Raw genomic sequence first — 23,429 nt, forward strand, 5'->3', positions numbered from 1 at the left:
GCCGCAAACCGTTTGATGCGCGCGCTTGCATTTTCACGCAAGCCTTGTTGCGCGCCCGACACAGCCGCGCCGGAACGTCCGCAAGTGACGTAACGGCGCAACCTCGACGCGGGCGTATCGTCACTCTCCCTTGACGCCGGCCTCGTCGATCACCTTGGTCCAGCGCGCCACTTCGGCCGACACGCGGGCGCTGGCGTCGGCCGGCGTGGTCCAGGTGGCGATCGCGCCCTGCTTGAGCAGGGAGGCCTGGACGTCGGGCTTGGCCAGGATCTTCTTCAGTTCGCCGTTCAGGCGCTCGATCACCGGCGCGGGCGTGTTGGCCGGCGCCACGATGCCGAACATGGAGCTGACCTCGAAGCCCTTCAGGCCGGCCTGCTCGGCGGTGGGCACGTCGGGCAGCGCGTCCACACGCTGCGGCGAAGTCACCGCCAGCGCGCGCAGCTTGCCGGCCTTGATGTTGGCCTGGGCCGCCGGCACCGTCTCGATCATGCTCAATACCTGGCCGCCCATCAGGTCGGTCATGGCCGGGCCGCTGCCCTTGTAGGGCACGTGCAGCACGTCCACGCCCGCCGTGCGCTTGAACATTTCGCCGGCCAGATGCTGCGGCGAGCCGTTGCCGGCCGAGGCCATGGTGATGAAGCCCGGCTTGGACTTGGCCAGCGCGATGAATTCCGCCAGCGTGTTGGCCTTCACCGACGGGTTCACCACGAACACCAGCGGCACCGTGCCGACAATGGAAACCGGCGCGAAGCTCTTTTCCACGTCGTAGGTGACGCGGCCGCGGTACAGCGCGGCGTTGATCGAATGGCTGGTCAGCGCGCCCATCAGCAGCGTGTAGCCGTCGGCCGGCGCCTTGGCGACCTGGTCGGCGCCGATGTTGCCGGCCGCGCCCGCGCGGTTCTCCACCACCACCGACTGGCCCAGCGCGCCGGTGAGTTCCTGCGCCAGCACGCGGCCGATCACGTCGGTGGCGCCGCCCGGCGGATAGGGCACGATCATGCGGATCGGCTTGTCGGGATAGCTGTCGGCGGCCAGCGCCGGAGCGGAAACGCCGGCGCACAGCGCCAGCAGGGAAAACAGGACGGCGCGGCGCGGCCGCAGGCGCAGGTCTGACATGTAGGTCTCCTGCCGGGATGGGTATAGGAATTGGAGCAACGCCCGGCTCGTCAACGGCGCCAGTTTAGGGTGGGCCACTTGATTGAAGAAGCAGAATTTTTCTATCGACTGATCTTATATTGAGATCAATAGAAATCGCCGTACAAAGCGCTTGCGGCTGCGTACAAAGGCTCGCTATGATGCCGCCATCAAATTATCAATAATATTATCGAGATCAAGATGACGGACGAGACCCACAACGACAAGCCGGCCCCCGGCCCCTTCGACAGCGCCGGCGCAGCCGCCCGCGGCGTGGCGCGCGGGCTCACCAACTACGGCGACACCGGCTTTTCGCTGTTCCTGCGCAAGGCCTTCATCAAGGGCGCCGGCTACACCGACGACGCGCTGTCGCGTCCCATCATCGGCATCGTCAACACCGGCAGCAGCTACAACCCGTGCCACGGCAACGCCCCGCAGCTGATCGAAGCGGTCAAGCGCGGCGTGATGCTGGCCGGCGGCCTGCCGATGGACTTCCCCACCATTTCGGTCCACGAAAGTTTCTCGCAGCCCACCAGCATGTACCTGCGCAACCTCATGTCCATGGACACCGAGGAAATGATCCGCGCGCAGCCCATGGACGCCGTGGTGCTGATCGGCGGCTGCGACAAGACCGTGCCCGCCCAGCTGATGGGCGCGGCCTCGGCCGGCGTGCCGGCGATCCAGCTGGTCACCGGCTCCATGCTGACCGGCTCGCACCGCGGCGAGCGCGTGGGCGCCTGCACCGACTGCCGCCGCTACTGGGGCCGCTACCGCGCCGAAGAGATCGACGCGCAGGAGATCGCGGACGTCAACAACCAGCTGGTGGCCAGCGTGGGCACCTGTTCCGTGATGGGCACGGCCAGCACCATGGCCTGCATCACCGAAGCCCTGGGCATGATGGTCGCCGGCGGCGCCTCGGCGCCGGCCGTCACCGCCGACCGCGTGCGCGTGGCCGAGAAAACCGGCGCCACCGCCGTGGCCATGGCCGCCGCGCGGCTCACGCCCGACCGCATCCTGACCGGCAAGTCCATCGAAAACGCCCTGCGGGTGCTGCTGGCCATCGGCGGCTCCACCAACGGCATCGTGCACCTGACGGCGATCGCCGGACGCCTGGGAATCGACATCGACCTGGCCGGCCTGGACCGCATCAGCCGCGAGACGCCGGTGCTGGTGGATCTGAAGCCCTCCGGCCAGCACTATATGGAAGACTTCCACCACGCCGGCGGCATGCCCGCGCTGCTGCGCGAACTGCGCCCCTACCTGCATCTGGACGCGCTGACCGTGTCCGGCCGCACGCTGGGCGAAGAGCTGGACGACGCGCCGCCCGCCTTCGCGCAGGACGTGATCCGCAGCGCCGCCTCGCCCATCTATCCCGTGGGCGGCCTGGCCGTGCTGCGCGGCAACCTGGCCCCCGGCGGCGCCATCATCAAGCAGTCGGCCGCCAACGCCCAGCTCATGGAGCACGAGGGCCGCGCCGTGGTGTTCGAAGACGCCGAGGACATGGCCCGGCGCATCGACGACGAGGCGCTCGACGTGACCGCCGACGACATCCTGGTGCTCAAGCGCATCGGCCCCACCGGCGCGCCCGGCATGCCGGAAGCCGGCTACATGCCCATTCCCAAGAAGCTGGCGCGCGCCGGCGTCAAGGACATGGTGCGCATCTCCGACGGCCGCATGAGCGGCACCGCGGCCGGCACCATCGTGCTGCACGTCACGCCCGAAGCCGCCATCGGCGGGCCGCTGGCCTATGTCGAGAACGGCGACCGCATCCGCCTGTCGGTGTCGCGCCGCGAGATCTCGCTGCTGGTCGACGAGGCCGAACTGGCGCGCCGCGCCGCGGCCCGGCCGGTCAGCCGCCCGGTCGCCGAGCGCGGCTACCGCAAGCTGTTCCTGCAGACGGTCACGCAGGCCGACCAGGGCGTGGACTTCGACTTCCTGCGCGCCGCCGTCACGCGCGACACCGTGCCCGGGAAGTAAGCCGGCCCATGAACGCGATCGCGCCCGACAGCCTGCAAGCGCAGGCCCCCGACGCCGTCCAGGCCGCCATGGAGGCGCTGGAAGAAGACATCGTCTTCGGCCGGCTGCACCCGCGCGAACGGCTCACCGAAGACGAACTCATGGCGCGCTTTTCCATGAAGCGCCATGCCGTGCGCCAGGTGCTGGCCGGGCTGGAACTGCTGGGCGCGGTCGAAAAAAAGCGCAACGTCGGCGCCGTGGTGCGCGCCTTCCCGGCGCGCGAAGTCCGCGAACTCTACGCGCTGCGCGAAATGCTGGAGGTGCAGGCCGCCAGCCTGATCCCGCTGCCCGTGCCGCCGGCCAGGCTGGCCGCGCTGGTGGCGGTGCAGCGCGAACATGACGCGGCCGTCGCCGACGGCGACGCGCGCCGCGTGTTCCGCAGCAACCAGTTCTTTCACCGCGAATTCTTCAGCCTGCCGGACAACACGGTGCTGGCCCAGGCCATCGAGGAATACGCCCGCCGCACCCATCCCATCCGCTTCGGCACGCTGACCTCGGCCGCCAGCCGCGAACGCTCGCGCCAGGAACACTGGGCGCTGATCCACGCATTGCGCGACGGCGACCGCGACACGCTGATGACCGTGTGCCGCAACCATCTTCAGCCCTCGCGCGACGCCTACCTGGCCTCGCTGCAGGCGCGCCTGGGCGGCTAGGCGAGCAGCGCCAGGGCCTGCTCCAGGGACAACACCGTGCTGCGGGACTCGAACGCCGTCGCGAACAGGCGTTCGTGCACCACCGGGTCCGGGTCGTAGCAGCAATCCTTGACCGTGAACAGCCGGAAGTCCGCATCGCTGGCATAGGCGATGGACGACAGCATCACCCCGGTGGACGCGATGCCGGCCATCATCAAGGTATCCACGCCCGCCGCCGACAACCGCTCCTGCAGCCCGGTGCCGAAGAATGCGCTGGCCCGGTGCGCCACGATCAAGGGCTCGTCCTCGCGCCGGCCCAGTTGCGGCGCGATCTCGTCGTCGACGAACAGCCCCATCCGCCTGATCCCCTGCCCGTTCTTGTTCAGCGCGCTGACCTCCGGGTAGCCCGCGCTGAATCCGATGCGCACGAAATACACCGCGACGCCCCGGCGCCGCGCGGCATCGCACAGCGCGCGGGTGTTGGCCAGCAGCGCCGGCGCGGCCGAAGGAAACAACGCCATGATGTCCGTCTGGTAATGCATGACCAGCAGCGCGGTGCGCGCGGGCGCGATGGCGGAATCGGAATCGAGGTCTGAGGACATGTCGGTCGCCTGGCAGTGGGGAAATCGACTCTAGCACGGCTTGTCATGGATCAAGCCGGCGTTGCGGCAAGCGTCCCAGATTGGCAAACAGGGCTAGTCTTAAAAGATATTTATTCGATATCATTCTCATTTGCATTTTGAAATGGAGCGGAAATTGTCCAACCAGCGGCTACACCAACTCGACTCGCGAACACTGCGGCTCGCGCCCGGCCTCGCGCTAAGCATGCTTCTGCCGCTGCCCAACGCCTGGGCGCAGACCGCGCCGCCGCCGGCCATGCTGCAGCCGGTCACGGTCACCGCGGGTTCGCTGGGCGACGAGGACCTGCCCCCGCCCTATGCCGGCGGCCAGGTGGCCGAAGGCGCGCGCCTGGGTCTCATGGGCAACCAGAGCGTCATGGACACGCCCTTCAACGTCACGAGCTACACCGCCGAACTCATCCAGAACCAGCAGGCGCGCACGCTGGCCGATGTCATGGCCAACGACCCGTCGATCCGCTTCACCACGTCCAGCGGGCACGCGTACGAAAACTTCCGCATCCGCGGCTTCGACGTCAACCAGAACGACGTGGCCATCAACGGCATGTACGGCCTGGCACCCATGGGACGCACTCCGCTCGAATTCGTCGAGCGGGTCGAGGTGCTCAAGGGGCCGAACGCCCTGTTCAGCGGCATGGCGCCCAGCGGCGCGGTCGGCGGCAGCGTCAACCTGGTGCCCAAGCGCGCCGGCGACACGCCCGCCGCCACCTACGGCGTGAACTGGCAGGCCGACGGCCAGCTGGGCGCCACCATCGACGCCGGCCGGCGCTTCGGCGCGGGCAACGCCTGGGGCGCGCGCGTCAACGGCTCGTTCAGCGACGGCGCCACCACGCTGGACGGCCAATCCCGCAAGCGCGAATTCTTCTCCGCCGGCCTGGACTATCGCGGCAGCGCGCTCACCGCATCCATAGACGCCTACCATAGCCAGGAATCGTTCAGCGGCGGCACGCCGGCCATGTTCTGGTTCGGCGGCTCGGTCGTTCCCGAAGCCCCCGATCCCCGCACCAACCTGTTCAGCACCGGCTACGGCAACATACAGAGCAACGCCGTCATCGGGCGGGCCGAATACCGTTTCAACGACCATGTGTCGGCCTTCGCCGGCGTGGGCTGGCGCGCCAGCCACCAATCGGGGCTGATCAACGGCACCCACGCGCGGCAGATCGACGCCGAGGGCAATTTCACGGGCGTCATCGTCGGCCAGCGCGCCTACACCGACGCCAGGTCGGCCGAGGCCGGCCTGCGCACGCGCTTCGAAACGGGCGGCGTCGGCCACGAACTGGTGCTGCAGGCCTCCCGGCTCGACCTGGAAGACGGTTCGTCCATAGGCGCGCGCTCCACCTTCAAGTCCAACATCTACGATCCGGTCACGCCGGTCATGCCGGCCATGCCGGGCAGCGCGCCCAAGACGGCGGAGAACACCCTGTCCAGCCTGGCGCTGGTGGACACCATGTCCTTTCTCGACGACAAGCTGCGGGTGACCGCCGGCTTGCGCAACCAGCGCGTCAAGACCACGAACTTCGACAGCGCCGGCAAGACGACGACCCGCTACGACAAGGACGCCGTGACGCCCGCGGCCGCCATCGTCGTCAAACCGTGGGGGCCGGACGTCTCGCTCTACGCCAACTACGTGCAGGGCCTGAGCAAGGGCGACAGCGTCACCGACACCACCGCCAGCAACTACGGGCAGGTGTTCGCGCCCTACAAGACCGAGCAGAAGGAACTGGGCGTCAAGTGGAACGCGGGCGCGTTCGTCAATACGCTGGCCGTCTTCCAGATCGACAAGCCCATGCTGGTCGCCCAAGGGTCGGCCTCCAGCCCCACGTATGCCGACGGCGGCGAAAAGCGCGTGCGCGGCGTGGAATGGAACACCTTCGGCGAACTCGCGCCCGGGCTGCGCGTGCTGGGCGGCGTCACCTATTCCCAGGGCAAGCAGGTCAAGACCGCTTTCGGCCGCTACGACGGCAATACCGCGGTCGGCGCGCCGCGGTGGCAGGCCAATACCGGGCTGGAATGGGACGCCCCGTGGGTGCCCGGCCTGACCCTGAGCGGCCGCGTGCAGGCCACCTCCAGCCAGTACGCCGACGCCGCCAACAAGCTGCGGCTGCCGGGCTGGGGCCAGCTGGACCTGGGCGCGCGCTACGCCATGCAGGTCAACGGCCGCGACGTGGTGCTGCGCCTGAACGTCAACAACGTGTTCGACAAGCACTATTACGCCGGAAGCTTCAGCGACACCACCCCGATCGCCACGCTGGGCCCGGCGCGCACCGTCACAGCCTCCGCCAGCATCACCTTCTGAGCGCCAGCGGAAACCTTGCCAAGATGATTATCCAAACGCTGATCGCCCTCAGCCTGGCCGCCATATTCCTGGGCTGCTTCTGCATCTATCGCGCCTCGCCCAACCAGCGCTGGCGGCCCCTGCCCTGGCCCACGCTGCCGGCGCGCACGGCGGGCCTCGTCCTGCTGGCGCTTGGCGGCTGGGGCTGCCTGTACACCCATACGCGCGTCGCGGCCGTGTTCGTGTTCTGCACGGCCCTGATGCTGTTCTTCAGCCTCATCCCCTACCTCGGCGCTCTCGCGGGATCGCACGGGAGCGATACCCATGAAACCCGGCATGAAACCCGGTAAGCCCGCCGCCATCCGGCGCGACTGGATATCCAAGAGCCTGGCGGGCGCGCTGCTGGGGTTCGCGCTTGCCATCGGCGCCAGCGCCGCGCTGGCCGCGCTGACCGCCGGCATCCCGCTGGTGACGCGCTCGCAGCTCGTCATGTGGCTGGTGCCGCCCGTCTGGCTCGGCGTGCTCGGCACCGTCTATTTCTTCACCAGCGGCGCGCGCGCCTGGGCCTGGCTGGGCGGGGCATGCCTGGCGCTGTATGCCGCGCTGTTCCTGACCGGCGCGCTTTGACGGAGACACGCCATGAAAGCCGACCTGATACGCATCTACAAATCCGTCCATACCTGGACCGGCATTCTGACGGGCATGGCGTTGTTCATCGCGTTCTACGCGGGCGCGCTGACGGTCTTCAAAGAGCCCATCGTCCGCTGGGCCACCCCGAATCCGACCGTCTCGTACCTGCCGCTGGACGAGACCCCCGGCCTGATCGCCAGCGTCCTGGCGGCGCGGCCCGAGGTGGCCGACGGCTTCGCCATTCATCTGCGCAACGCCGAGCACGTGCCGGCCCGCATGGGCTGGGATGAGGCCGACGGGAATGAGGGCGACGAAGCGTCGAAGCGCCATTACATCGCCTACCTGGATGCGGGCGGGCTGCAAGTGGAGCAATCCAGGCCCAGCGGGCTGGCGTCCTTCGTGGACGTGCTGCACCGCGTGGTGGGCCTGCCCGTCGACAGCGATCCCGCCCGCTGGTTCATGGGCGTGGTCGCGTCGCTGTACGCGCTTGCGCTGGTCTCCGGCGTCATCGTGCTGCTGCCGTCGCTGGTGAAGGACTTCTTTGCCCTGCGCACCGGCCGCAACCTCAAACGCATGTGGCTGGACGCGCACAACGTGGTGGGCATCGTTTCCCTGCCCTTCCATATCGTCATGGCGCTCAGCTCGGTCGTGTTCGCGTTTCACGACGGCATCTACGACCTGCAGGACAAGCTGATGTACGAGGGCAAGCTGGCGGCGGTGTTCCAGCGCGCGGGTCCGCCCGAAACCGCCGGCCCGCGCGATCCGGCGGCCCTGCTCACGCCCCGGGAGCTGGTGGCCCGGGCGCGCGAGTTCGCGCCCGGCTTCGAACCCGAAACGCTGCAATACCAGCGCATCGCCGGCCCTCGCGCCCTGGTGCGCGTATGGGGCAAGAACGAGCGCGCCGTTTCGCCCAGGGCAATGGGCGGCTTCCTGGCGCTCGATCCGTATTCCGGCAAGGTCCTCAGCACCGACTACCTGCCGGGCGGGCAGGACACGCCCAATCTCTGGATCGGCAGCTTCTTCGCCCTGCATATGGCGTCCTTCGGCGGAGCGGCCGTGAAATGGCTGTACTTCCTGCTCGGGCTGGCGGGCGCCTGGCTGTTCTACAGCGGCAACCTGCTGTGGATCGAAACACGCCGCAAGCGCGCCGACCGGCGGACCGGCGCAATACCCGCGCAACGGCTGGACACGCGCCTGATGGCCTCGGCCACCGTCGGCGTCTGCCTGGGAAGCGTATGCGGGATTTCGCTGATGATGCTTGCGTCCAAGTGGCTTCATGGGCGCGTGGGCGACCTGGACGCCTGGCTGCAAGCGCTGTACTACCTGGCTTTCTTCGCGTGCATCGCCTGGGCCTTCCTGCGCGGCGGCGCGGCGGCGGGCGTGCATCTGCTTAGGCTGGCCGCGGCGCTGGCCCTGGCGATCCCGGCGACCTCGCTGCTGGGCGCCCTGTTTCCCGCGTCCGGCCTTTGGGCGCACGCGTCGGCGGCGACCCTGGCCGTGGACGCCACGGCGCTGGCGATGGCCCTGGGGTTCGCCTGGCTGGCGCAGGCCAGCGCGCGCCGCATCGCGCGCGGCGAGCCCGACAGCGTATGGGCGCCCAGGCTGCCGCTTGCCAGCACCGAATAGCCGCCGCGGCGCTCAGATTTTCTCTCGATGACTTATCGGCGCCATGCCGATGAAATGGATGGACATGCATAAACAAAAAGGTTTGGAATGGCGCGCACGCGCATCGGCAGCGGCGCTCGCGGGCGCATTGGCGGCGGCGGCGCCGCAAGTCGCCGCCGCGCAATCCGCTCAGGGCACGGTCACGCCGCAGGCCTATTCCGACGAACGGATCTCCATGCAGAAAGGCGAGTTCCTGGCCGGAACCTGGGCCGCCGACAGCGGCGTGACGCTGGACCTGCTGGACGCCGCCGGCCGCCACGTGCGCCGGCTGAGCGACCATGAAAAACCCGCCGGCACGCTGATGCTGGTGGCGCCGGCCGACGGCACCTTTACGGTGCGGGCCCAGGGGCGCGGCGCGTACCGGTGGACGGTCACCGAACGCCTGCCGCTGTCGGCGCAGCATGCGCCCGCCGCGAAGATAGACAGCCCGCGCCTGGCCGCCCTGGCGCAGACGCTGGCTTCGGGCGGCGCCACGGCGTCCTTCTGGGACGAGGTGGCGCAGACCGGCGCCCCGCTGGTCGAGCCGGTGGACGCCTCGCGCGACCGCGTCACGTTCCTGTGGCGCGGCGCCGAACGCAATGTCCGCCTGTTCGGCGGCCCCTCTTCGGACCATGCGCAGCTGACCCGGCTGGGCGACTCCGACGTCTGGTACGTCAGCTTCGTCGTGCCCCGCTCCACGCGGCTGTCCTACCGCCTGGCGCCCGACGTACCGGAACTGCCGGGCTCCGGCATGGCGCGCCGCCGCGCCATCCTGGCGACCGCGCAAGCCGACCCGTACAATCCCCGCGCCTATCCCCGGCGCGGCATCGACCCGTTCCAGACCTACTCGGTTCTGGAACTGGCCGACGCCCCGGCGCAGCCCTGGGTCGAGGCGCGCGCGGACGTGCCGGCCGGCACGGTGGAAACCCGGGAATTGCACAGCGCCATCCTGGGCAACACGCGCAAGATCCACCTGTACCGTCCGGCGGGCTGGCGGCCTGAGGCCGCGCAAAACCACGTGCTGGTGCTGTTCGACGCCGGCGCCTACCTGGGCCGCGTGCCCACGCCGACCATACTGGACAACATGATCGCCGCCGGCGTCATCCCCCCGACCGCGGCCCTGCTCATCGACAATCCCACGGCCGATTCGCGCAGCCAGGAACTGCCGCCCAACCCGGCGTTCGCCGACTTCCTGGCGCGCGAGCTCATGCCGTGGGCGCGCAAGCAAGGCCTGGGCGCGCCGGCGGCGCGCACCATCGTCGGCGGATCGAGCTATGGCGGCCTGGCCTCGGCCTACGCCGCGCTGCGCCATCCCGACGTGTTCGGCAACGTGCTCAGCCAATCGGGCTCGTACTGGTGGTCGCCGGCCGGCGAAGAGGACCAGTGGCTGACGCGGCAGTTCGCCGCCGTGCGCAAGCTGCCGGTCCGCTTCTTCCTGGGAGCGGGCCTGTTCGAATCCGGGCGCGGCAGCCAGCCGGGCATACTCGAAACCAACCGCCATCTGCGCGACGTGCTGCGCGCCAAGGGCTATTGGGTCGAACACCGCGAGGTGGCCGGCGGCCACGACTACCTGGTCTGGCGCGGCACCTTGTCCGACGGGCTGCTGGCGCTGATCGGGACCGGCAAGTAGGGACCGAAGGATCACGGGGTCACGGGGCCGGATCCGTCACCGGCGCCCCTGCTCCAGCGCCTCGATGAACGCCCGGCTGAACGCGGGAATATCGTCGGGCTTGCGGCTCGATATCAGGTTTGCGTCGATCACGACTTCCTGGTCCACCCATTCGGCGCCGGCGTTGCGCAGGTCGTCCTGCAACGAAGGCCAGCTCGTCATCCTGCGGCCCCGCACCAGGCCGGCGGACACCAGCAGCCAGGGGCCGTGGCAGATGACGGCCACGGGCTTGCCGGCCTCCAGCAGCGCCCGGGCCAGCTCCTGCGCCTTGGGCTGCATGCGGATGTCGTCGGCGTTGAACACGCCGCCCGGCAGCAAGAGGCCGTCGAAGACTTCCGGCTCCGACGCGGCCTGCGCGAAAGTCAGGTCCACGGGAAAGCGGTCGCCGGGCTTCTGGTGGTGCACGCCCTGGATGGGGTCGGTGCGGGCCGAGACCAGCACGGTGCGCGCGCCCTGCTCGTGGAGGCGGTCGCGCGGACCGGTCAGTTCTACCTGTTCGAAGCCGTCGACGGCCAGTATTGCGATGGTCAGGTCTTTGAGTGTCGCCATGATTGCTCCTGGTTCGCGGCCCGGCAGAGGCTGCGCGGCGCGCCGGGCCGCGCGCGCCGCGGCAATCAGGCAGCAAGCGGCATGCCGCCGGTCAGGCGCGGGCGGCCCGCAGCTGCGTGCGCAGATGGCTGGCCACGGCGGCCGCGAACAGGCCGCCGATCACCGAGACATGTTCCAGCGCCACGTACAGCGCCAGCATGGCCTGCGGCTCGGGTAGCGCCCAGAAACGATGCACGATGGCGATGGTGAGCGCCAGGAATACGGCCAGCGCGGCGGCGCCCAGCCACAGCGCCCGGTCCAGCAACAGTAGCGCGGAGCCGCCCAGCAGCAGCGCGATGGTCGCGGCGTTGAACAAGGCTTCCGGAGCCAGGCCGGCCTTGCGCATTTCCGCCATGCCGCCCTCGAAGTCCAGCAGCTTGGCCAGGCCGGAAGAAACGAACACCACCGCCAGCAGGATGCGGGCGAGCAGCCAGAATCCGCGGCTGGCCAGGATGGAATCGACGATGTTGCGCATGCGGTTTGCTCCAGAAGTAGGCAAATCGCGTAGCCTAAGACTTCAAGTTAACTTGAAGTCAAGCATCCTCTTCCGATGCTGACGACAGGCCGCGCTCCAGGATGCGCGGGCCGGCGCCGTCGACGCCCAGGGCGTCGCCGGGGTTGCGCAACGGGCAGTCCTGCAGCGACAGGCAGCCGCAACCTATGCAGCTCGACAGCTCGTCGCGCAGGCGGATCAGGCGCTCGATGCGTTCGTCCAGTTCGCGCCGCCATGCCGCCGTCATTTCGCTCCATTCCGGGGCGGTCACGGGACGCCCCCGCGGGACCTTGTCCAGGTGCCGCTTGATGACTTCCAGCGGAATGCCGACGCGCTGGGCGACCTTGATGATGGCGATGTGGCGCAGCACCTCCCTGGTGTAGCGCCGCTGGTTGCCCTGGGTGCGCGACGATGCGATCAGCCCCAGTTCCTCATAGAAGCGCACCGTGGCGGCGGAAACGCCGCTGCGCCGGGCCACCTCCCCGACGGACAAGGTTTTGGACGGATCGATCATGGGCCTCCCGAATGAAGAACCCGAACCATACTTGAAGTCGGGCATCGCAGCGGGACATACAATCATCAGGTGCACGCACACCACACCGGAGACGCTCATGGCGCTCAAGCACGCAACGCCCTTGGAAGTCATAGACCTGTTCCATCCGCGGCCGTCCCTGGAGCCGGACCCGCCGGCCAGCGTCAGCCTGCTGCGCACGAAGGAGCTGCAACTGATCCGCCTGGTGCTGCCGGCGGGGCACCGGCTCCCCTGGCACCAGGTGCCGGGCGTATTGACGCTGCAGTGCCTCGTCGGGCGGGTCGATGTCGAAACCCCGCAACGCCAGTGCACGCTGGCCGAGGGACAGCTGGTGATGTTGCAGGGCAACGAACCCCACAGCCTGCACGCGCAGGCGCCCACGGTCGCGCTGCTGACGCTGGCGCACCATCCGCCGGGCGCCTGGCAGCCCAGGGACGACGAGGACGGCTAGGCTTTTCCGGCTATACCGGCCGGGCTTCGATCCGCAACGTGCCTTTCAGGCCGGGGCGGGTCTTCTGCGCGATGGCAAGCTCAAAACCGAAGCCGGTGCCGTCGCCAAGCGCGTGGGTTTCGACGCTTAGCGTCGCCTTGCCGGGGTTGTCGTCCTGATAGCCGTACTTGATGCGCCATCCCCCGAGCGCCGCCGCGTCGGGGAACGCTTCCACCAGGATCAGCTCGCGCATGATGTAGCCGCCTTCGTAGTGGCGCTTCATGAAAAGCAGGCCGTCGACGCTGTAGTCGGGAACCAGCACCTTGATGTCGAACGCGAAGCTCACCGATTTCGACGCCTTCACGCTCTTGGACGGATCGAGGAATACCGAGAACAGATAAGGGCTCCTGGCGCGGTCCGGCGGACGCATGGTGCCTTTCTTGCCCGGGAACAGCTCATCGTAGGTGCGGAATATGGCGGAACATTCCCGCACCTCGCGGCGGGTCATCTGCCATTGGCAGCCGCGCACGCTCACGGTGACCTCGAACTGATATGAAGCCTGCACCTCCTTGCCCGCATCGAACTCCTTCTGCACTTCGGCCGGCAGCGTGATGTCGTCGACGTCGAGTATGCCGTCGACCCGCAGCGCGCCGAACAGGAATCGCGTCAGATTCTGGTAACCCTCCTCGGAATTCACGATGCCATAGTGGCCCGAGTGGCTGCGGTGCACGAAGGCGCGCGGCGAACTCACGTCCTTGCCGTCCGCGCCGGGACCGTGCGTGGTGGCGTTGTCGATGCGGACCAGGCCATCGCTCGCGTCGCCCGCCCCCCAGGCGGAAAGCCCCGCGGCCACCGTATAGTCGCGCGGATTGGTGCCCACCAGGTTGAAGATGCGCTCGGGCGGGAAATTCTTCACCACCGAGACGTCCTCGCTCGACGACAGGCCCAGATAGTCGGCCATGCGGTCCCGATTGAAGTTGTTGGCGTCGCCGAACGACAGCCAGCCGGGCACGTTGCGCACGATGCGCATGTCGATGCCGTTGTGCGGCGTGGCGTAGGTGAACAGCTTGTCCACCGCCGCGCGCGCCTGCGCGCTGCCCAGCTTCGGATTCTGCAACAGGGCGCGGCACACCAGCCCGCCCATGGAATGCGCCACCAGGTGCACGCGGAAGTGCTCTTTGGCGACCCCGCTCCTGGGATTGGCGCAGATCTTGTCCCGCAGGCGCAGTATCAGCTCGCCCAGGCCTTGCGCGAAATGCTCGATCGGAGGCGTCTTGCCCGTGCCGAAATCCTGGCTGGCCTCGTCGTAATAGCGGTAGATGACGACGCTGCGGTACGGAATCTCGCAATCGGGCCGCTCGGAAGCGACCATGTCCTCGCCGTCCTCGAACACGTCGCGATAGCCGTGCTCGCTCATCAGGCGCACCAGCGGCGACTCGAAGTAGTAGCGCTTGACGTCGCCGGTCCATGCCATTCTGGATTTGGTCGAACCGATATTGAAGCCCATGTACGGGTCGGCGACCGTATCTTCGATCTCGCTTTGCATAGCGGCAAAGCCCCGCACATAGATGATGGGATGGTATGGGGCCAGCGGATTCTCGCTCATCGGGATTCTCCCTTTTCTCGGTCAATCGTGTATGCGCGACCAATCGAACCCCCGCGCCGGGTCCCATCCGAATCGGCCGATCGGATTGACGTCTTCATGGCCGACGACGAAGCCCTTTTTGTTGGGGATTCCGTACTTGCCGCAAAGCAGGACGACCAGCTTGCGCAACGATGCGTACATGGCATCGGGATAGACGGAAGGGTCCGCGTTCACCGAGCCGACGCCCAGGGTTTCGATGCCGATGGAGTAGTTGTTCGGGTCCGGATCGTTCTCGAAATTGACCGGCTTGTCGGTCGCCCAGCGCTCGTTGAAGTACCGGAAACTGTCCCAGGCGCCGCCGTCCGGCTGCGCAACGAAAACCGCCTCGGTCTTGTCCCAGACGGGATTCAGGTCGCCATCCAGATAGATGGACCCCGGCGGGTAATTCTTGTACCAGGAGAAGTACTTCAGGTACTTCTGCCATTCCTTGCCGCCCTTTTTGTACAAGGACGCGGTGCTTTTATCTATGCCTGAATGGTAGGCGCGGCCCGCATCGGGCACGAACTGGAAAAGCCCGCCGTCGCTGTGAACCAGATAGTGCGAGCTGACCGATTTCGGCGCGGTGAACGTCCTGCGGACCGAAGAAAAATCCTTGGTTCCCGTGACGTGAATGACGATATGGGTGGGAACCTTGTCCCGGGGTCTTCTCGCATTGGAATTGTTCGTTTTTATTCTGTTGTCCGGCGGTACGAGGGCATTCCATTCTTGATCGGGTTTCACGATGGCCTCACTGGTCCGGCGCCCTCGCCGCAGTGGCGGCATCGCCGCTGCCCGGAAGCGCTGCCGGCAACTTTCCCCGATTCAGCCGTTGTTCAGCCATACCTCAAATTGGGTATGCGGAAATGCGGGAAGCGCTCGCATAATCCGACGGCGCGCTACCCGTCCGAGACGTCCGTGCAGCATCACACCGGAGTTGCGATCATGAAGATTCCAAAGTGTGTGGATCGACCAAGGTTCATCCGTGTGTTTTCGCCAGGCGGCCGGATGATTGCCGCTGTGCTTTCGTTCTTTTGGGCGTTCGCCGTCATGGCAGAAGCCTGTCCGGACGGAGACGCGAGCCTGGTGCAGGTGCGTAATGTCATCAATGACCTGGGAAAAAGCGGTCGCGCTCCCGCAGGGGCAGAGTGCGGATATGGCTGGGCAGAAGGTATCAATTTCGATAAACCTTCGCTAACCGATCAAGTGCTAATCAGCTTTTTCCTTGAAGTGGCCGATCTCCACAGGCAAGCTTACCTTAAGCGCTTGGCAGAGGGCTATGTTGCCATCGCCAACAGTTATCTGGACAAAGAGATAGCCGTAAGAGAGAAATTCATAGAGCAGGTCCTTGCCGCGGATGACGAGACCCGAAAGTCTGAATCGCTACAGCGGGCCACTGTCAAGCATCTGTCAGCCATGGCCACAGCATATGTAAAGAGAAAAAAGTACGCCGAAATAGCCGAATACCTTTCCCAAAAGCCAACAAATATTATTGACCATGAAGCTGTCCGCGCATGGCTGCAAGCGGTGTCTTCCTGCGACAAATTCGATGGCGATCCAAACGTAAACCTATGCGCCGTCAAGGACAGACAGATCTGCCAGAAGACAATCTCCGATTTCCTCGCATCCGTGGACGAAATGAAATCGCAACTCTTTTCTTCCAAGACAGGAAGGGAGATCGCCGTCCTTCGGCGTCTCACCGCAGACGGAGGATGCTTGAATGATTAATGCATCTATATGTGCGCGTCTCGCCGGAATGGCCTTTCTTTTGATCTCTATCCCGGTGCAAGCCGTTGAGCCCGCTTCGCAGCCGAATCACACGCAGCCGACTGAAGTCAAAAACGACAACCAGCCGCCCGAGATAAAAATCGAGAAGCAACCATTAGAAGTCAGCGCCGCAGGCGATCCGACGAACCGGGTTGGCAGCCCGGTGCTCATAGTCCTTACATTCAAGAACATAAGCTCCAGTCTTCAGATAATTACCAACGCCAGCATAGCCATCGATGCCTCCGCAAACAGCCGCTTCAACGGGGAAGATCCCTGCGATCTCGATGGCACCGGCGAAATAACACTAAAACCTGGAGAAATATACAGCCAAAGCTGTCGATTTCCCGTGGTGAAAAAACAGCAGGGCAACGATAAAGGCGTTGCTCAACCCGTGACGCCAGCCGATGGCGGATGGATCTACCCGTCCTGGTACGACCGCTTGTTCAGCGCCAATCTTCGGCTGTCGGTAAATGTCACCCTCGAAAAAGAAGCTTCCAGCGGCAAACGTTCCCCGAATTTCCGATTTTTTCCTATGGTTCCAGTCCAGGCCAGCGAAATCAGCATCTTCATCGGCGGCGCGGTCGGCGCCATGCTGCTGGCGATATTCGTCTGGGTGGAACGCCTGCTCAAGAATCCCCGGGTACGCGAGCGATGGATTCGGAATCTCTTCGTGACCGCGCTGACGGGCCTGCGCGGCGCGCTGCTGTCGGCCATCGCGCTTTTGCTGGGACAGACGACGCAGGGGATCGGCTCGCCCGTGGTGCTGACCGTCACGGACTTCAGCGGCGGCGTGCTGATAGGCTTGTTTTCCTATCCGCTTGCAGCCTGGATCTCTTCGACGCTGAAACTCGATGGCGAGTTTTTCGGCGCTGCAAGCAAGGAAAAACCCGGCGCCATCAGCTAAGCCATTCCGCTACCGCCACTCTCCCGCCAGATAATCCTTCAACACCCGCACCAGCGCCGCGGCCGCGGGCGACAGGCTGCGGTTGCGCGAGGTGACCAGGCCGATGGAGCGTTCCGCCACCGGACCGATGAGCGGGCGCTGCACGATGCCGTTCTGGGCCACGGCGCCGGCGGCGATTTCGGGCAGCGCGGCGACGCCGAAGCCGCATTCGACCATGGCCACGATGGTGGTCAGGTGTTCGGCCTCGAACGCGGGCGTGAAGCGGATGCGGTTCTGCAGGAAAGCCCATTCGGTGTACTGGCGCACGCTGCTGGGCTGCACCATGGAGACGTGGGCGGCGTCGGCGCTGTCGGCCCAGCGCAGCGGGCCGCGCGCGCGAGCCAGCGGATGGGTCTCGGGGATCAGCAGCAGGAAGCTGTCGGACATCAGCGGTTCGTAGTGCAGGTCGGCGTGCTGGGGATCGGCCGCCGTCAGCGCGAAGTCCACTTCGCCGGCGCGCACCAGGTCGAAGGCCGGCCCCGACAGCGTGTCGCGCACCTTGAGGGCGACCCGCGGGTGGGCCTGGCGGTAGGCCATGAGCACCCGCGGCAGCAGGCGCGCGGCGACCGAGGGCAAGGCGGCCACCGAGACCTGCCCTTGCTCGGCGTTGACGATGCCGCTGACCGCGGCCACGGCGTCGCGAAACGCCACCTGCAGGCTGGCGGCCTGCTGCATGAAGACTTCGCCGGCCGCGGTGAGCCGGACCGTGCGCGTGGTGCGGTCGAACAGGCGCACGCCGAGCGCGTCCTCGATGCGCTGGATCTGCGTGGACAGGGCCGACTGCGACAGGTGCAGCTGCGCCGCCGCCTGGCGGAAATTGAGCGTGCGGCCCAGCACCAGCGTGGTGTCGATGTCGCGCATCGAGAGATTGATCTGCATGGGTCTACATTGATCTGATTTAAAGATCATTCTATCCAAAAAATCTGATTCATCAATCAAAGCGGCTTCTCTACACTCGGCTCCAACCTAGAAACAAGGAGCTATGCATGCAGACGGACGCGAAAGCGCTGCCCAATCCGGGCGCGGCGCACGCGGTGGTGGTGGGCGGCGGGACCATGGGCGCGGACGTCGCCGTGGTGCTGACCCGCGCCTCGTGCCGCACGACGGTGATCGAATCGAACGCGGAGCGCGCCGCCGGCGTGCCGGCGCGCGTGGCCGCGAATCTGGAAGTCATCGGCCGCCAGCAGAACGCGGCGCTGGTGGCCACGGCGCCGGACCTGGACGCGGTGGACTGGTCCGGCGTGGACCTGGTCATCGAGTGCATCCCCGAGCGCCTGGACATCAAGCAGGCCCTGTTCGCGGAACTGGAGCGGCGCGCGCGGCCGGACGCCATCCTGGCCAGCAACAGTTCCAGCTTTCCGATCAGCGCGATCGGCCAGGGGCTGGCGAGCCAGGGCCGCATGCTGGGCCTGCACTTTTTCATGCCGGCGCACCTGGTGCCGCTGGTCGAGGTGGTGCTGGGCGCGGGCAGCGACGGCGCTTGCGCGGACGCGCTGATCGCCTTCATGCGGCGTTGCGGCAGCGTGCCGGTGAAGGTGGCCCAGGACCTGCCGGGCTTTCTGGCCAACCGGCTGCAGCACGCGCTGTCGCGCGAGGCCTTCGACCTGATCGACCGCGGCATCGCGTCGCCGGAAGACGTGGACGCGGCGGTGCGCTTCGGCTTCGGCTTCCGCTTCCTGGCCGCCGGGCCGGTGATGCAGCGCGACCACGCGGGCATCGACGTGCACGCCGCGGCCGGCGCCACCATGTACCCCACGTTCTGCAACGCAGACCGGCCCGCGCGCTGCCTGACCGAGCGCGCCCAGGACGGCCGCCACGGCATGAAGGCCGGCCAGGGCTTCTACGCCTGGACGCCCGAGACCATCGCGGCCGAGCGCGAGCGCTACGACCGCCTGCTGCGCGCCGGCCTGGACCTGATGGCGCCCGAACTGCCGGAGATCCAGCCATGAACGCAGCCGCCCTGCCGCGCGCGGCGCTGGCCGATACGCCGGCCATCATCACCGTGGCGCCCAACGGCGCCTATAAGAAAGCCGCCGATCATCCCGCCGTGCCGTTGACGGCCGAGGCCCTGGCGCGCGAGGCCCGCGCCTGCCTGGACGCGGGCGCGGCCATGATGCACATGCACGTGCGCAAGCCCGACGGCAGCCACCTGCTGTGCGCCGACGCCTACCGCGAGGCGCTGGCGGCGGTTCGGCGCGCGGTCGGCGACGAGCTGCTGGTGCAGGTGACCAGCGAGGCCGCCGGCGTCTACAAGGCGGCCGAACAGATCGCCGTGGTGCGCGAGCTGCAGCCCGAGGCGGTTTCCATCGGGCTGCGCGAAATCGCCGTGCCGGACATTCCGGAAACGGAGCTGGCGGCCTTCCTGGCCTGGCTGGCCGAGCGCCGCATCATGACGCAGATCATCCTGTACGACGAAGGCGACGTGCGGCGCTGGCTGGCCCTGCGCCAGCGCGGGCTGGTGCCGCCCGGCGCCTGGTCGGTGCTGTTCGTGCTGGGCCGCTACAGCGCGGGCCAGACTTCATCGGCCTACGACCTGCTGCCGTTCCTGTCGGCGTACGACCATTCCCTGCCCTGGGCCGTCTGCGCCTTCGGCCCCGAGGAAAACGCCTGCGTCACGACGGCGGCGGCGTTCGGCGGCCATATGCGCGTGGGCTTCGAGAACAACCTGAAGCTGCGCGACGGCAGCGTGGCGCCCGGCAACGCGGCGCTGGTCGCGCAGGCCGCCGAAGGCGCGCGCGCGCTGGGCCGGCCGCTGGCCGACGCGGCCGCCGCGCGCCGCATCTACGGACGACTGGGCTGAATACCCTGCGCCGGCCGCGCGCCGGCGCCCGCGCAACACCGCGGCGCAACATTGACGCCCCGCAAGGGCATCTGCTAAAAACTGCGACATCCGCACGTTAAACGCAATGCCCCAACGTCGTAGCGAGGTGGTGTGTGCAAAACGAGTCTGATGGCTACACAAAGCCGCAGGAGCTACGCAGTTTCCTGTTCCTGACGGCAGTCATGGCCCCCGTCCTGTCGGTCATTATCGTGGCGGGTTACGGTTTCCTCGTCTGGTTCTATCAGCTGTTCGCCGGCCCGCCCGGCAGCTGACCAGACGCGACGGCACCGCTCCCATGTCCGCGCTCCCCCATTCAGCGCCCCCTGCGGCGCCGCCAGAGCTGCATATCGCCAGCATGGTGGTGCACGCGGCGCCCCCGCGCATCAACGAAGTCCGTGCCGCGATCCTCGGGATCGCCAGCGCGGAAATCCATGCCGCTTCCGATACCGGGAAACTGGTGGTCACGCTGGAAGCTCCCTCCACCGACGACATGATGGCGCGGATATCGGAAATCCAGCGCCTCGATGGCGTGCTGGCCTCGGCGCTGGTCTACCAGCATTCCGACACGCTGGACGCGATGAACGAGGAGATTGACGATGGCAATGGCTCGTAGGGACTTCATCAAGCAATCCGCCGCCGCGGCGGCCGCCACCGTCGCCGGCATTCCCATCGTCGGCTACACGCAGAACATCGTCACCGAATCCGAGGCCGCCAAGCTCAAGTGGTCCAAGGCGCCCTGTAGGTTCTGCGGGACCGGCTGCGGCGTGAACGTCGCCGTGAAGGACAACCAGGTCGTGGCCACGCACGGCGATTTCAACGCCGAGGTCAACAAGGGCCTGAACTGCGTCAAGGGCTACTTCCTGTCCAAGATCATGTACGGCAACGACCGGCTGACCCAGCCGCTGTTGCGCATGAAGGACGGCAAGTACGCCAAGGATGGCGAGTTCGCGCCGGTGTCCTGGGACCAGGCCTTCGACGTGATGGCCGAACAGTTCAAGCGCGTGCTCAAGGAGAAAGGCCCGGAGGCCGTGGGCATGTTCGGCTCGGGGCAATGGACCGTCTGGGAAGGCTATGCCGCGCTCAAGCTGATGAAGGCGGGCTTTCGCTCCAACAACCTGGACCCGAACGCGCGCCACTGCATGGCCTCGGCCGCGGTGGGCTTCATGCGCACCTTCGGCGCCGACGAGCCCATGGGCTGCTACGACGACATCGAGAACGCCGACGCCTTCGTGCTGTGGGGCTCGAACATGGCGGAGATGCACCCCATCCTGTGGACCCGCGTCACCGACCGCCGCCTGTCCGCGCCCAAGACCAAGGTGGCGGTGCTCTCCACCTTCGAGCACCGCTCGTACGAGCTGGCCGACCTGACGCTGACCTTCACCCCGCAGACCGACCTGGCGATCCTGAACTACATCGCCAACTACATCATCGAGACCAAGCGGGTGAACCGGGACTTCGTCGACAAGCACACGGTGTTCCACCAGGGCAACGCGGACATCGGCTACGGGCTGCGCCCCGACCATCCGCTGCAGAAAGCCGCCAAGAACGCCGACAAGGCCGGTGGCTCGCACCCCATCACCTTCGAGGAATTCGCCAAGTTCGTCTCCAAGTACGACCTGGACTACACCTCCAAGCTGAGCGGCGTGCCCAAGAAGCAGCTGCAGGACCTGGCCGAGCTCTATGCCGATCCCAAGGTGCGCGTGACCTCGTTCTGGACCATGGGCTTCAACCAGCATACGCGCGGCGTGTGGGCCAACAACATGGTCTACAACATCCACCTGCTGACCGGCAAGATCTCCACGCCGGGCAACAGCCCGTTCTCGCTGACCGGCCAGCCCTCGGCCTGTGGCACGGCGCGCGAGGTGGGCACCTTCTCGCACCGCCTGCCGGCCGACCTGGTGGTGACCAATCCCAAGCATCGGGCCCATGCCGAAGCACTGTGGCAGCTGCCCGACGGCACCATACCCAGCAAGGTGGGCGCGCACGCGGTGCTGCAGAACCGCATGCTCAAGGACGGCCAGATCAACGCCTACTGGGTGATGGTCAACAACAATATGCAGGCCGCCGCCAACCTGATGAACGAAGGCCTGCCGGGCTACCGCAACCCCGAGAACTTCATCGTGGTGTCGGACGCCTACCCCACGGTCACGACCATCTCCGCCGACCTGATCCTGCCGGCGGCCATGTGGGTCGAGAAGGAAGGCGCCTATGGCAACGCCGAGCGCCGCACCCAGTTCTGGCACCAGCTGGTCAACGCGCCCGGCCAGGCGCGCTCCGACCTGTGGCAGCTGATGGAGTTCTCCAAGCGCTTCAAGGTCGAGGAGGTCTGGCCCGCCGACCTGCTGGCCAAGAAGCCCGAGTACCGCGACAAGACGCTGTTCGACGTGCTGTTCGCCAATGGCAAGGTCAACCGCTACCCCAACACCGAGCGCGCCAAGGACTACGCCAACCAGGAGTCGGACGCCTTCGGCTTCTATGTGCAGAAGGGCCTGTTCGAGGAATACGCCGAATTCGGCCGCGGCCATGGCCACGACCTGGCGCCGTTCGACACCTATCACGAAGTGCGCGGGCTGCGCTGGCCCGTGGTCAAGGGCAAGGAGACCCTGTGGCGCTACCGCGAAGGCAGCGACCCCTATGTGAAGCCGGGCGCCGGCTTCGAGTTCTACGGCAATCCGGACGGCCGCGCGGTGATCTATGCCCTGCCCTATGAGCCGCCGGCGGAGTCGCCCGACAAGGAATATCCGTTCTGGCTGTCGACCGGGCGGGTGCTGGAGCACTGGCATTCCGGCTCCATGACGCGGCGCGTGCCGGAGCTGTACAAGGCCTTTCCCAACGCGGTCTGTTTCATGCATCCGGACGACGCCCAGGAGATGGGCCTGCGCCGCGGCGTCGAGGTCGAGATCGTGTCGCGCCGCGGCAAGATGCGCACGCGCCTGGAGACCCGCGGACGCGACAAGCCGCCGCGCGGCCTGGTGTTCGTGCCCTGGTTCGACGCCAGCCAGCTGATCAACAAGGTCACGCTGGACGCCACCGACCCCATCTCGTTCCAGACCGACTTCAAGAAGTGCGCGGTCAAGATCGTCAAGGTCTGAAAGGCGAACCGGAGACAGCCATGAAGCTACGCGCCCTCACCCTCACCTTGTGCGCCGTCCTCGCCACCGCCGCCTGGGCCGCGCCGCCGCTGGAACTGGAAGACCCGATGCGCGGGCCGACGCCGGTCGCCCAGGAGACCGATCCGCCGCTCATCAGCCCGATCGAGAACAAGGACATCAAGCGGATGCGCACGTATTCGATGCAGCCGCCCACCATCCCGCACAAGATCGACGGCTACCAGATCGACAAGAACTTCAACCGCTGCCTGGCCTGTCACGCGCGCGTCAACACCGAGGAGACCCAGGCGCCGCCGCTGAGCGTGACCCACTACATGGACCGCGACAGCAACGTGCTGGCCGAGGTGTCGCCGCGCCGCTACTTCTGTGTGCAATGCCATGTTCCGCAGGCCGAGGCCAAGCCGCTGGTGAGCAACACCTACCAGGACATAGACGTGATCCTCAAGCGCCTGACGGCTCCGGCGTCCGACAAGAAGTAAGGCGCGG

24 protein-coding genes are annotated in these 23,429 nt (G+C 66.9%); 16 read left to right on the plus strand and 8 right to left on the minus strand.

Annotated elements, in window-relative coordinates; all coding sequences use genetic code 11:
- Positions 1 to 120: 120 nt before the first annotated feature.
- Entirely contained in the window at positions 121 to 1,116 is a 996-nt protein-coding gene (locus AC1IQ6_RS16655; protein ID WP_102771478.1) for a Bug family tripartite tricarboxylate transporter substrate binding protein, read from the minus strand.
- Between the two features lie 219 nt (positions 1,117 to 1,335).
- On the opposite strand from AC1IQ6_RS16655, the gene AC1IQ6_RS16660 reads away from it, so the two are divergent.
- Positions 1,336 to 3,111, plus strand: a complete 1,776-nt coding sequence (locus AC1IQ6_RS16660; protein ID WP_485864970.1) for an IlvD/Edd family dehydratase — start codon at positions 1,336 to 1,338, stop codon at positions 3,109 to 3,111.
- Between the two features lie 8 nt (positions 3,112 to 3,119).
- On the plus strand, positions 3,120 to 3,803 hold the full coding sequence (locus AC1IQ6_RS16665) for a GntR family transcriptional regulator (RefSeq protein ID WP_485864971.1): 684 nt from the start codon (positions 3,120 to 3,122) through the stop codon (positions 3,801 to 3,803).
- On the opposite strand, the gene AC1IQ6_RS16670 is transcribed toward AC1IQ6_RS16665, so the two are convergent.
- On the minus strand, positions 3,800 to 4,384 hold the full coding sequence (locus AC1IQ6_RS16670; RefSeq protein ID WP_111825401.1) for a cysteine hydrolase family protein: 585 nt from the start codon (positions 4,382 to 4,384) through the stop codon (positions 3,800 to 3,802). The genes AC1IQ6_RS16665 and AC1IQ6_RS16670 overlap by 4 nt on opposite strands.
- Positions 4,385 to 4,607: 223 nt before the next feature.
- On the opposite strand from AC1IQ6_RS16670, the gene AC1IQ6_RS16675 reads away from it, so the two are divergent.
- The 5 genes from AC1IQ6_RS16675 (at position 4,608) to fes (ending at position 10,599) form a co-directional block, all read left to right on the plus strand.
- Positions 4,608 to 6,716: a TonB-dependent receptor gene (locus AC1IQ6_RS16675; RefSeq protein WP_485864972.1), complete on the plus strand. Its 2,109-nt coding sequence runs from the start codon at positions 4,608 to 4,610 to the stop codon at positions 6,714 to 6,716.
- A gap of 23 nt (positions 6,717 to 6,739) precedes the next feature.
- Entirely contained in the window at positions 6,740 to 7,045 is a 306-nt protein-coding gene (locus AC1IQ6_RS16680; protein WP_247747603.1) for a hypothetical protein, read from the plus strand.
- Positions 7,032 to 7,322, plus strand: coding sequence for a hypothetical protein (locus tag AC1IQ6_RS16685; RefSeq protein WP_102771482.1), 291 nt, complete (start codon positions 7,032 to 7,034; stop codon positions 7,320 to 7,322). The genes AC1IQ6_RS16680 and AC1IQ6_RS16685 overlap by 14 nt, the downstream gene beginning before the upstream one ends.
- Before the next feature lie 12 nt (positions 7,323 to 7,334).
- Positions 7,335 to 8,951, plus strand: a complete 1,617-nt coding sequence (locus tag AC1IQ6_RS16690; RefSeq protein WP_485864973.1) for a PepSY-associated TM helix domain-containing protein — start codon at positions 7,335 to 7,337, stop codon at positions 8,949 to 8,951.
- A gap of 64 nt (positions 8,952 to 9,015) precedes the next feature.
- Entirely contained in the window at positions 9,016 to 10,599 is a 1,584-nt protein-coding gene (gene fes, locus AC1IQ6_RS16695) for an enterochelin esterase (protein WP_485864974.1), read from the plus strand.
- Between the two features lie 36 nt (positions 10,600 to 10,635).
- Here the strand turns inward: fes and AC1IQ6_RS16700 are convergent, their stop codons facing one another.
- The 3 genes from AC1IQ6_RS16700 to soxR all read right to left on the minus strand — a co-directional run bounded on the left by AC1IQ6_RS16700 (position 10,636) and on the right by soxR (position 12,233).
- A complete protein-coding gene (locus tag AC1IQ6_RS16700) occupies positions 10,636 to 11,187 on the minus strand; it encodes a type 1 glutamine amidotransferase domain-containing protein (protein ID WP_485864975.1) in 552 nt (183 codons plus the stop codon).
- A gap of 91 nt (positions 11,188 to 11,278) precedes the next feature.
- Entirely contained in the window at positions 11,279 to 11,701 is a 423-nt protein-coding gene (locus AC1IQ6_RS16705) for a DoxX family membrane protein (protein ID WP_485864976.1), read from the minus strand.
- A gap of 58 nt (positions 11,702 to 11,759) precedes the next feature.
- Positions 11,760 to 12,233 (minus strand): redox-sensitive transcriptional activator SoxR, encoded by a 474-nt coding sequence (gene soxR / locus AC1IQ6_RS16710; protein ID WP_479730016.1) that lies wholly within the window; start codon positions 12,231 to 12,233, stop codon positions 11,760 to 11,762.
- A gap of 97 nt (positions 12,234 to 12,330) precedes the next feature.
- Here soxR and AC1IQ6_RS16715 point away from each other — a divergent pair, with 97 nt between their 5' ends.
- Complete coding sequence (locus AC1IQ6_RS16715; RefSeq protein ID WP_102771494.1) at positions 12,331 to 12,702, plus strand: cupin domain-containing protein; 372 nt, start codon at positions 12,331 to 12,333, stop codon at positions 12,700 to 12,702.
- 10 nt (positions 12,703 to 12,712) lie between these two features.
- On the opposite strand, the gene AC1IQ6_RS16720 is transcribed toward AC1IQ6_RS16715, so the two are convergent.
- Entirely contained in the window at positions 12,713 to 14,287 is a 1,575-nt protein-coding gene (locus AC1IQ6_RS16720; protein ID WP_485864977.1) for an esterase/lipase family protein, read from the minus strand.
- 21 nt (positions 14,288 to 14,308) lie between these two features.
- The gene (locus AC1IQ6_RS16725) at positions 14,309 to 15,046 is read right to left on the minus strand and encodes an N-acetylmuramoyl-L-alanine amidase (RefSeq protein WP_168202132.1); all 738 of its coding nucleotides are present in this window, start codon (positions 15,044 to 15,046) and stop codon (positions 14,309 to 14,311) included.
- A 201-nt stretch (positions 15,047 to 15,247) separates the two neighbouring features.
- On the opposite strand from AC1IQ6_RS16725, the gene AC1IQ6_RS16730 reads away from it, so the two are divergent.
- Positions 15,248 to 16,030, plus strand: a complete 783-nt coding sequence (locus tag AC1IQ6_RS16730) for a hypothetical protein (protein ID WP_479730017.1) — start codon at positions 15,248 to 15,250, stop codon at positions 16,028 to 16,030.
- The gene (locus AC1IQ6_RS16735; RefSeq protein ID WP_485864978.1) at positions 16,023 to 16,973 is read left to right on the plus strand and encodes a hypothetical protein; all 951 of its coding nucleotides are present in this window, start codon (positions 16,023 to 16,025) and stop codon (positions 16,971 to 16,973) included. Before AC1IQ6_RS16730 ends, AC1IQ6_RS16735 begins: the two co-directional genes overlap by 8 nt.
- A gap of 9 nt (positions 16,974 to 16,982) precedes the next feature.
- Here the strand turns inward: AC1IQ6_RS16735 and AC1IQ6_RS16740 are convergent, their stop codons facing one another.
- Positions 16,983 to 17,891, minus strand: coding sequence for a LysR family transcriptional regulator (locus AC1IQ6_RS16740; RefSeq protein ID WP_102771499.1), 909 nt, complete (start codon positions 17,889 to 17,891; stop codon positions 16,983 to 16,985).
- Positions 17,892 to 17,998: 107 nt separating this feature from the next.
- Between AC1IQ6_RS16740 and AC1IQ6_RS16745 the strand changes: the two genes are divergently transcribed.
- The 6 genes from AC1IQ6_RS16745 (at position 17,999) to AC1IQ6_RS16770 (ending at position 23,422) form a co-directional block, all read left to right on the plus strand.
- Complete coding sequence (locus AC1IQ6_RS16745) at positions 17,999 to 18,961, plus strand: 3-hydroxyacyl-CoA dehydrogenase family protein (protein ID WP_485864979.1); 963 nt, start codon at positions 17,999 to 18,001, stop codon at positions 18,959 to 18,961.
- Positions 18,958 to 19,812, plus strand: a complete 855-nt coding sequence (locus AC1IQ6_RS16750; protein ID WP_485864980.1) for a beta-keto acid cleavage family enzyme — start codon at positions 18,958 to 18,960, stop codon at positions 19,810 to 19,812. Before AC1IQ6_RS16745 ends, AC1IQ6_RS16750 begins: the two co-directional genes overlap by 4 nt.
- Before the next feature lie 134 nt (positions 19,813 to 19,946).
- A complete protein-coding gene (gene napE, locus AC1IQ6_RS16755; protein ID WP_042793085.1) occupies positions 19,947 to 20,105 on the plus strand; it encodes a periplasmic nitrate reductase, NapE protein in 159 nt (52 codons plus the stop codon).
- A gap of 23 nt (positions 20,106 to 20,128) precedes the next feature.
- Complete coding sequence (locus tag AC1IQ6_RS16760; RefSeq protein WP_485864981.1) at positions 20,129 to 20,446, plus strand: chaperone NapD; 318 nt, start codon at positions 20,129 to 20,131, stop codon at positions 20,444 to 20,446.
- On the plus strand, positions 20,430 to 22,925 hold the full coding sequence (gene napA / locus AC1IQ6_RS16765) for a periplasmic nitrate reductase subunit alpha (RefSeq protein WP_485864982.1): 2,496 nt from the start codon (positions 20,430 to 20,432) through the stop codon (positions 22,923 to 22,925). Before AC1IQ6_RS16760 ends, napA begins: the two co-directional genes overlap by 17 nt.
- Before the next feature lie 20 nt (positions 22,926 to 22,945).
- A complete protein-coding gene (locus AC1IQ6_RS16770) occupies positions 22,946 to 23,422 on the plus strand; it encodes a nitrate reductase cytochrome c-type subunit (protein WP_102771504.1) in 477 nt (158 codons plus the stop codon).
- Positions 23,423 to 23,429 lie beyond the last annotated feature (7 nt).

This window comes from Achromobacter sp. MUI-25009338, from assembly GCF_057359325.1.

What these genes read in the sequence shown, in the direction of transcription:
- AC1IQ6_RS16655 (WP_102771478.1), bottom strand. Translation starts at nt 1,116, where the DNA reads ATGTCAGACCTGCGCCTGCGGCCGCGCCGCGCCGTCCTGTTTTCCCTG.
- AC1IQ6_RS16660 (WP_485864970.1), top strand. Translation starts at nt 1,336, where the DNA reads ATGACGGACGAGACCCACAACGACAAGCCGGCCCCCGGCCCCTTCGAC.
- AC1IQ6_RS16665 (WP_485864971.1), top strand. Translation starts at nt 3,120, where the DNA reads ATGAACGCGATCGCGCCCGACAGCCTGCAAGCGCAGGCCCCCGACGCC.
- AC1IQ6_RS16670 (WP_111825401.1), bottom strand. Translation starts at nt 4,384, where the DNA reads ATGTCCTCAGACCTCGATTCCGATTCCGCCATCGCGCCCGCGCGCACC.
- AC1IQ6_RS16675 (WP_485864972.1), top strand. Translation starts at nt 4,608, where the DNA reads ATGCTTCTGCCGCTGCCCAACGCCTGGGCGCAGACCGCGCCGCCGCCG.
- AC1IQ6_RS16680 (WP_247747603.1), top strand. Translation starts at nt 6,740, where the DNA reads ATGATTATCCAAACGCTGATCGCCCTCAGCCTGGCCGCCATATTCCTG.
- AC1IQ6_RS16685 (WP_102771482.1), top strand. Translation starts at nt 7,032, where the DNA reads ATGAAACCCGGTAAGCCCGCCGCCATCCGGCGCGACTGGATATCCAAG.
- AC1IQ6_RS16690 (WP_485864973.1), top strand. Translation starts at nt 7,335, where the DNA reads ATGAAAGCCGACCTGATACGCATCTACAAATCCGTCCATACCTGGACC.
- fes (WP_485864974.1), top strand. Translation starts at nt 9,016, where the DNA reads ATGCATAAACAAAAAGGTTTGGAATGGCGCGCACGCGCATCGGCAGCG.
- AC1IQ6_RS16700 (WP_485864975.1), bottom strand. Translation starts at nt 11,187, where the DNA reads ATGGCGACACTCAAAGACCTGACCATCGCAATACTGGCCGTCGACGGC.
- AC1IQ6_RS16705 (WP_485864976.1), bottom strand. Translation starts at nt 11,701, where the DNA reads ATGCGCAACATCGTCGATTCCATCCTGGCCAGCCGCGGATTCTGGCTG.
- soxR (WP_479730016.1), bottom strand. Translation starts at nt 12,233, where the DNA reads ATGATCGATCCGTCCAAAACCTTGTCCGTCGGGGAGGTGGCCCGGCGC.
- AC1IQ6_RS16715 (WP_102771494.1), top strand. Translation starts at nt 12,331, where the DNA reads ATGGCGCTCAAGCACGCAACGCCCTTGGAAGTCATAGACCTGTTCCAT.
- AC1IQ6_RS16720 (WP_485864977.1), bottom strand. Translation starts at nt 14,287, where the DNA reads ATGAGCGAGAATCCGCTGGCCCCATACCATCCCATCATCTATGTGCGG.
- AC1IQ6_RS16730 (WP_479730017.1), top strand. Translation starts at nt 15,248, where the DNA reads ATGAAGATTCCAAAGTGTGTGGATCGACCAAGGTTCATCCGTGTGTTT.
- AC1IQ6_RS16735 (WP_485864978.1), top strand. Translation starts at nt 16,023, where the DNA reads ATGATTAATGCATCTATATGTGCGCGTCTCGCCGGAATGGCCTTTCTT.
- AC1IQ6_RS16740 (WP_102771499.1), bottom strand. Translation starts at nt 17,891, where the DNA reads ATGCAGATCAATCTCTCGATGCGCGACATCGACACCACGCTGGTGCTG.
- AC1IQ6_RS16745 (WP_485864979.1), top strand. Translation starts at nt 17,999, where the DNA reads ATGCAGACGGACGCGAAAGCGCTGCCCAATCCGGGCGCGGCGCACGCG.
- AC1IQ6_RS16750 (WP_485864980.1), top strand. Translation starts at nt 18,958, where the DNA reads ATGAACGCAGCCGCCCTGCCGCGCGCGGCGCTGGCCGATACGCCGGCC.
- AC1IQ6_RS16760 (WP_485864981.1), top strand. Translation starts at nt 20,129, where the DNA reads ATGTCCGCGCTCCCCCATTCAGCGCCCCCTGCGGCGCCGCCAGAGCTG.
- napA (WP_485864982.1), top strand. Translation starts at nt 20,430, where the DNA reads ATGGCAATGGCTCGTAGGGACTTCATCAAGCAATCCGCCGCCGCGGCG.
- AC1IQ6_RS16770 (WP_102771504.1), top strand. Translation starts at nt 22,946, where the DNA reads ATGAAGCTACGCGCCCTCACCCTCACCTTGTGCGCCGTCCTCGCCACC.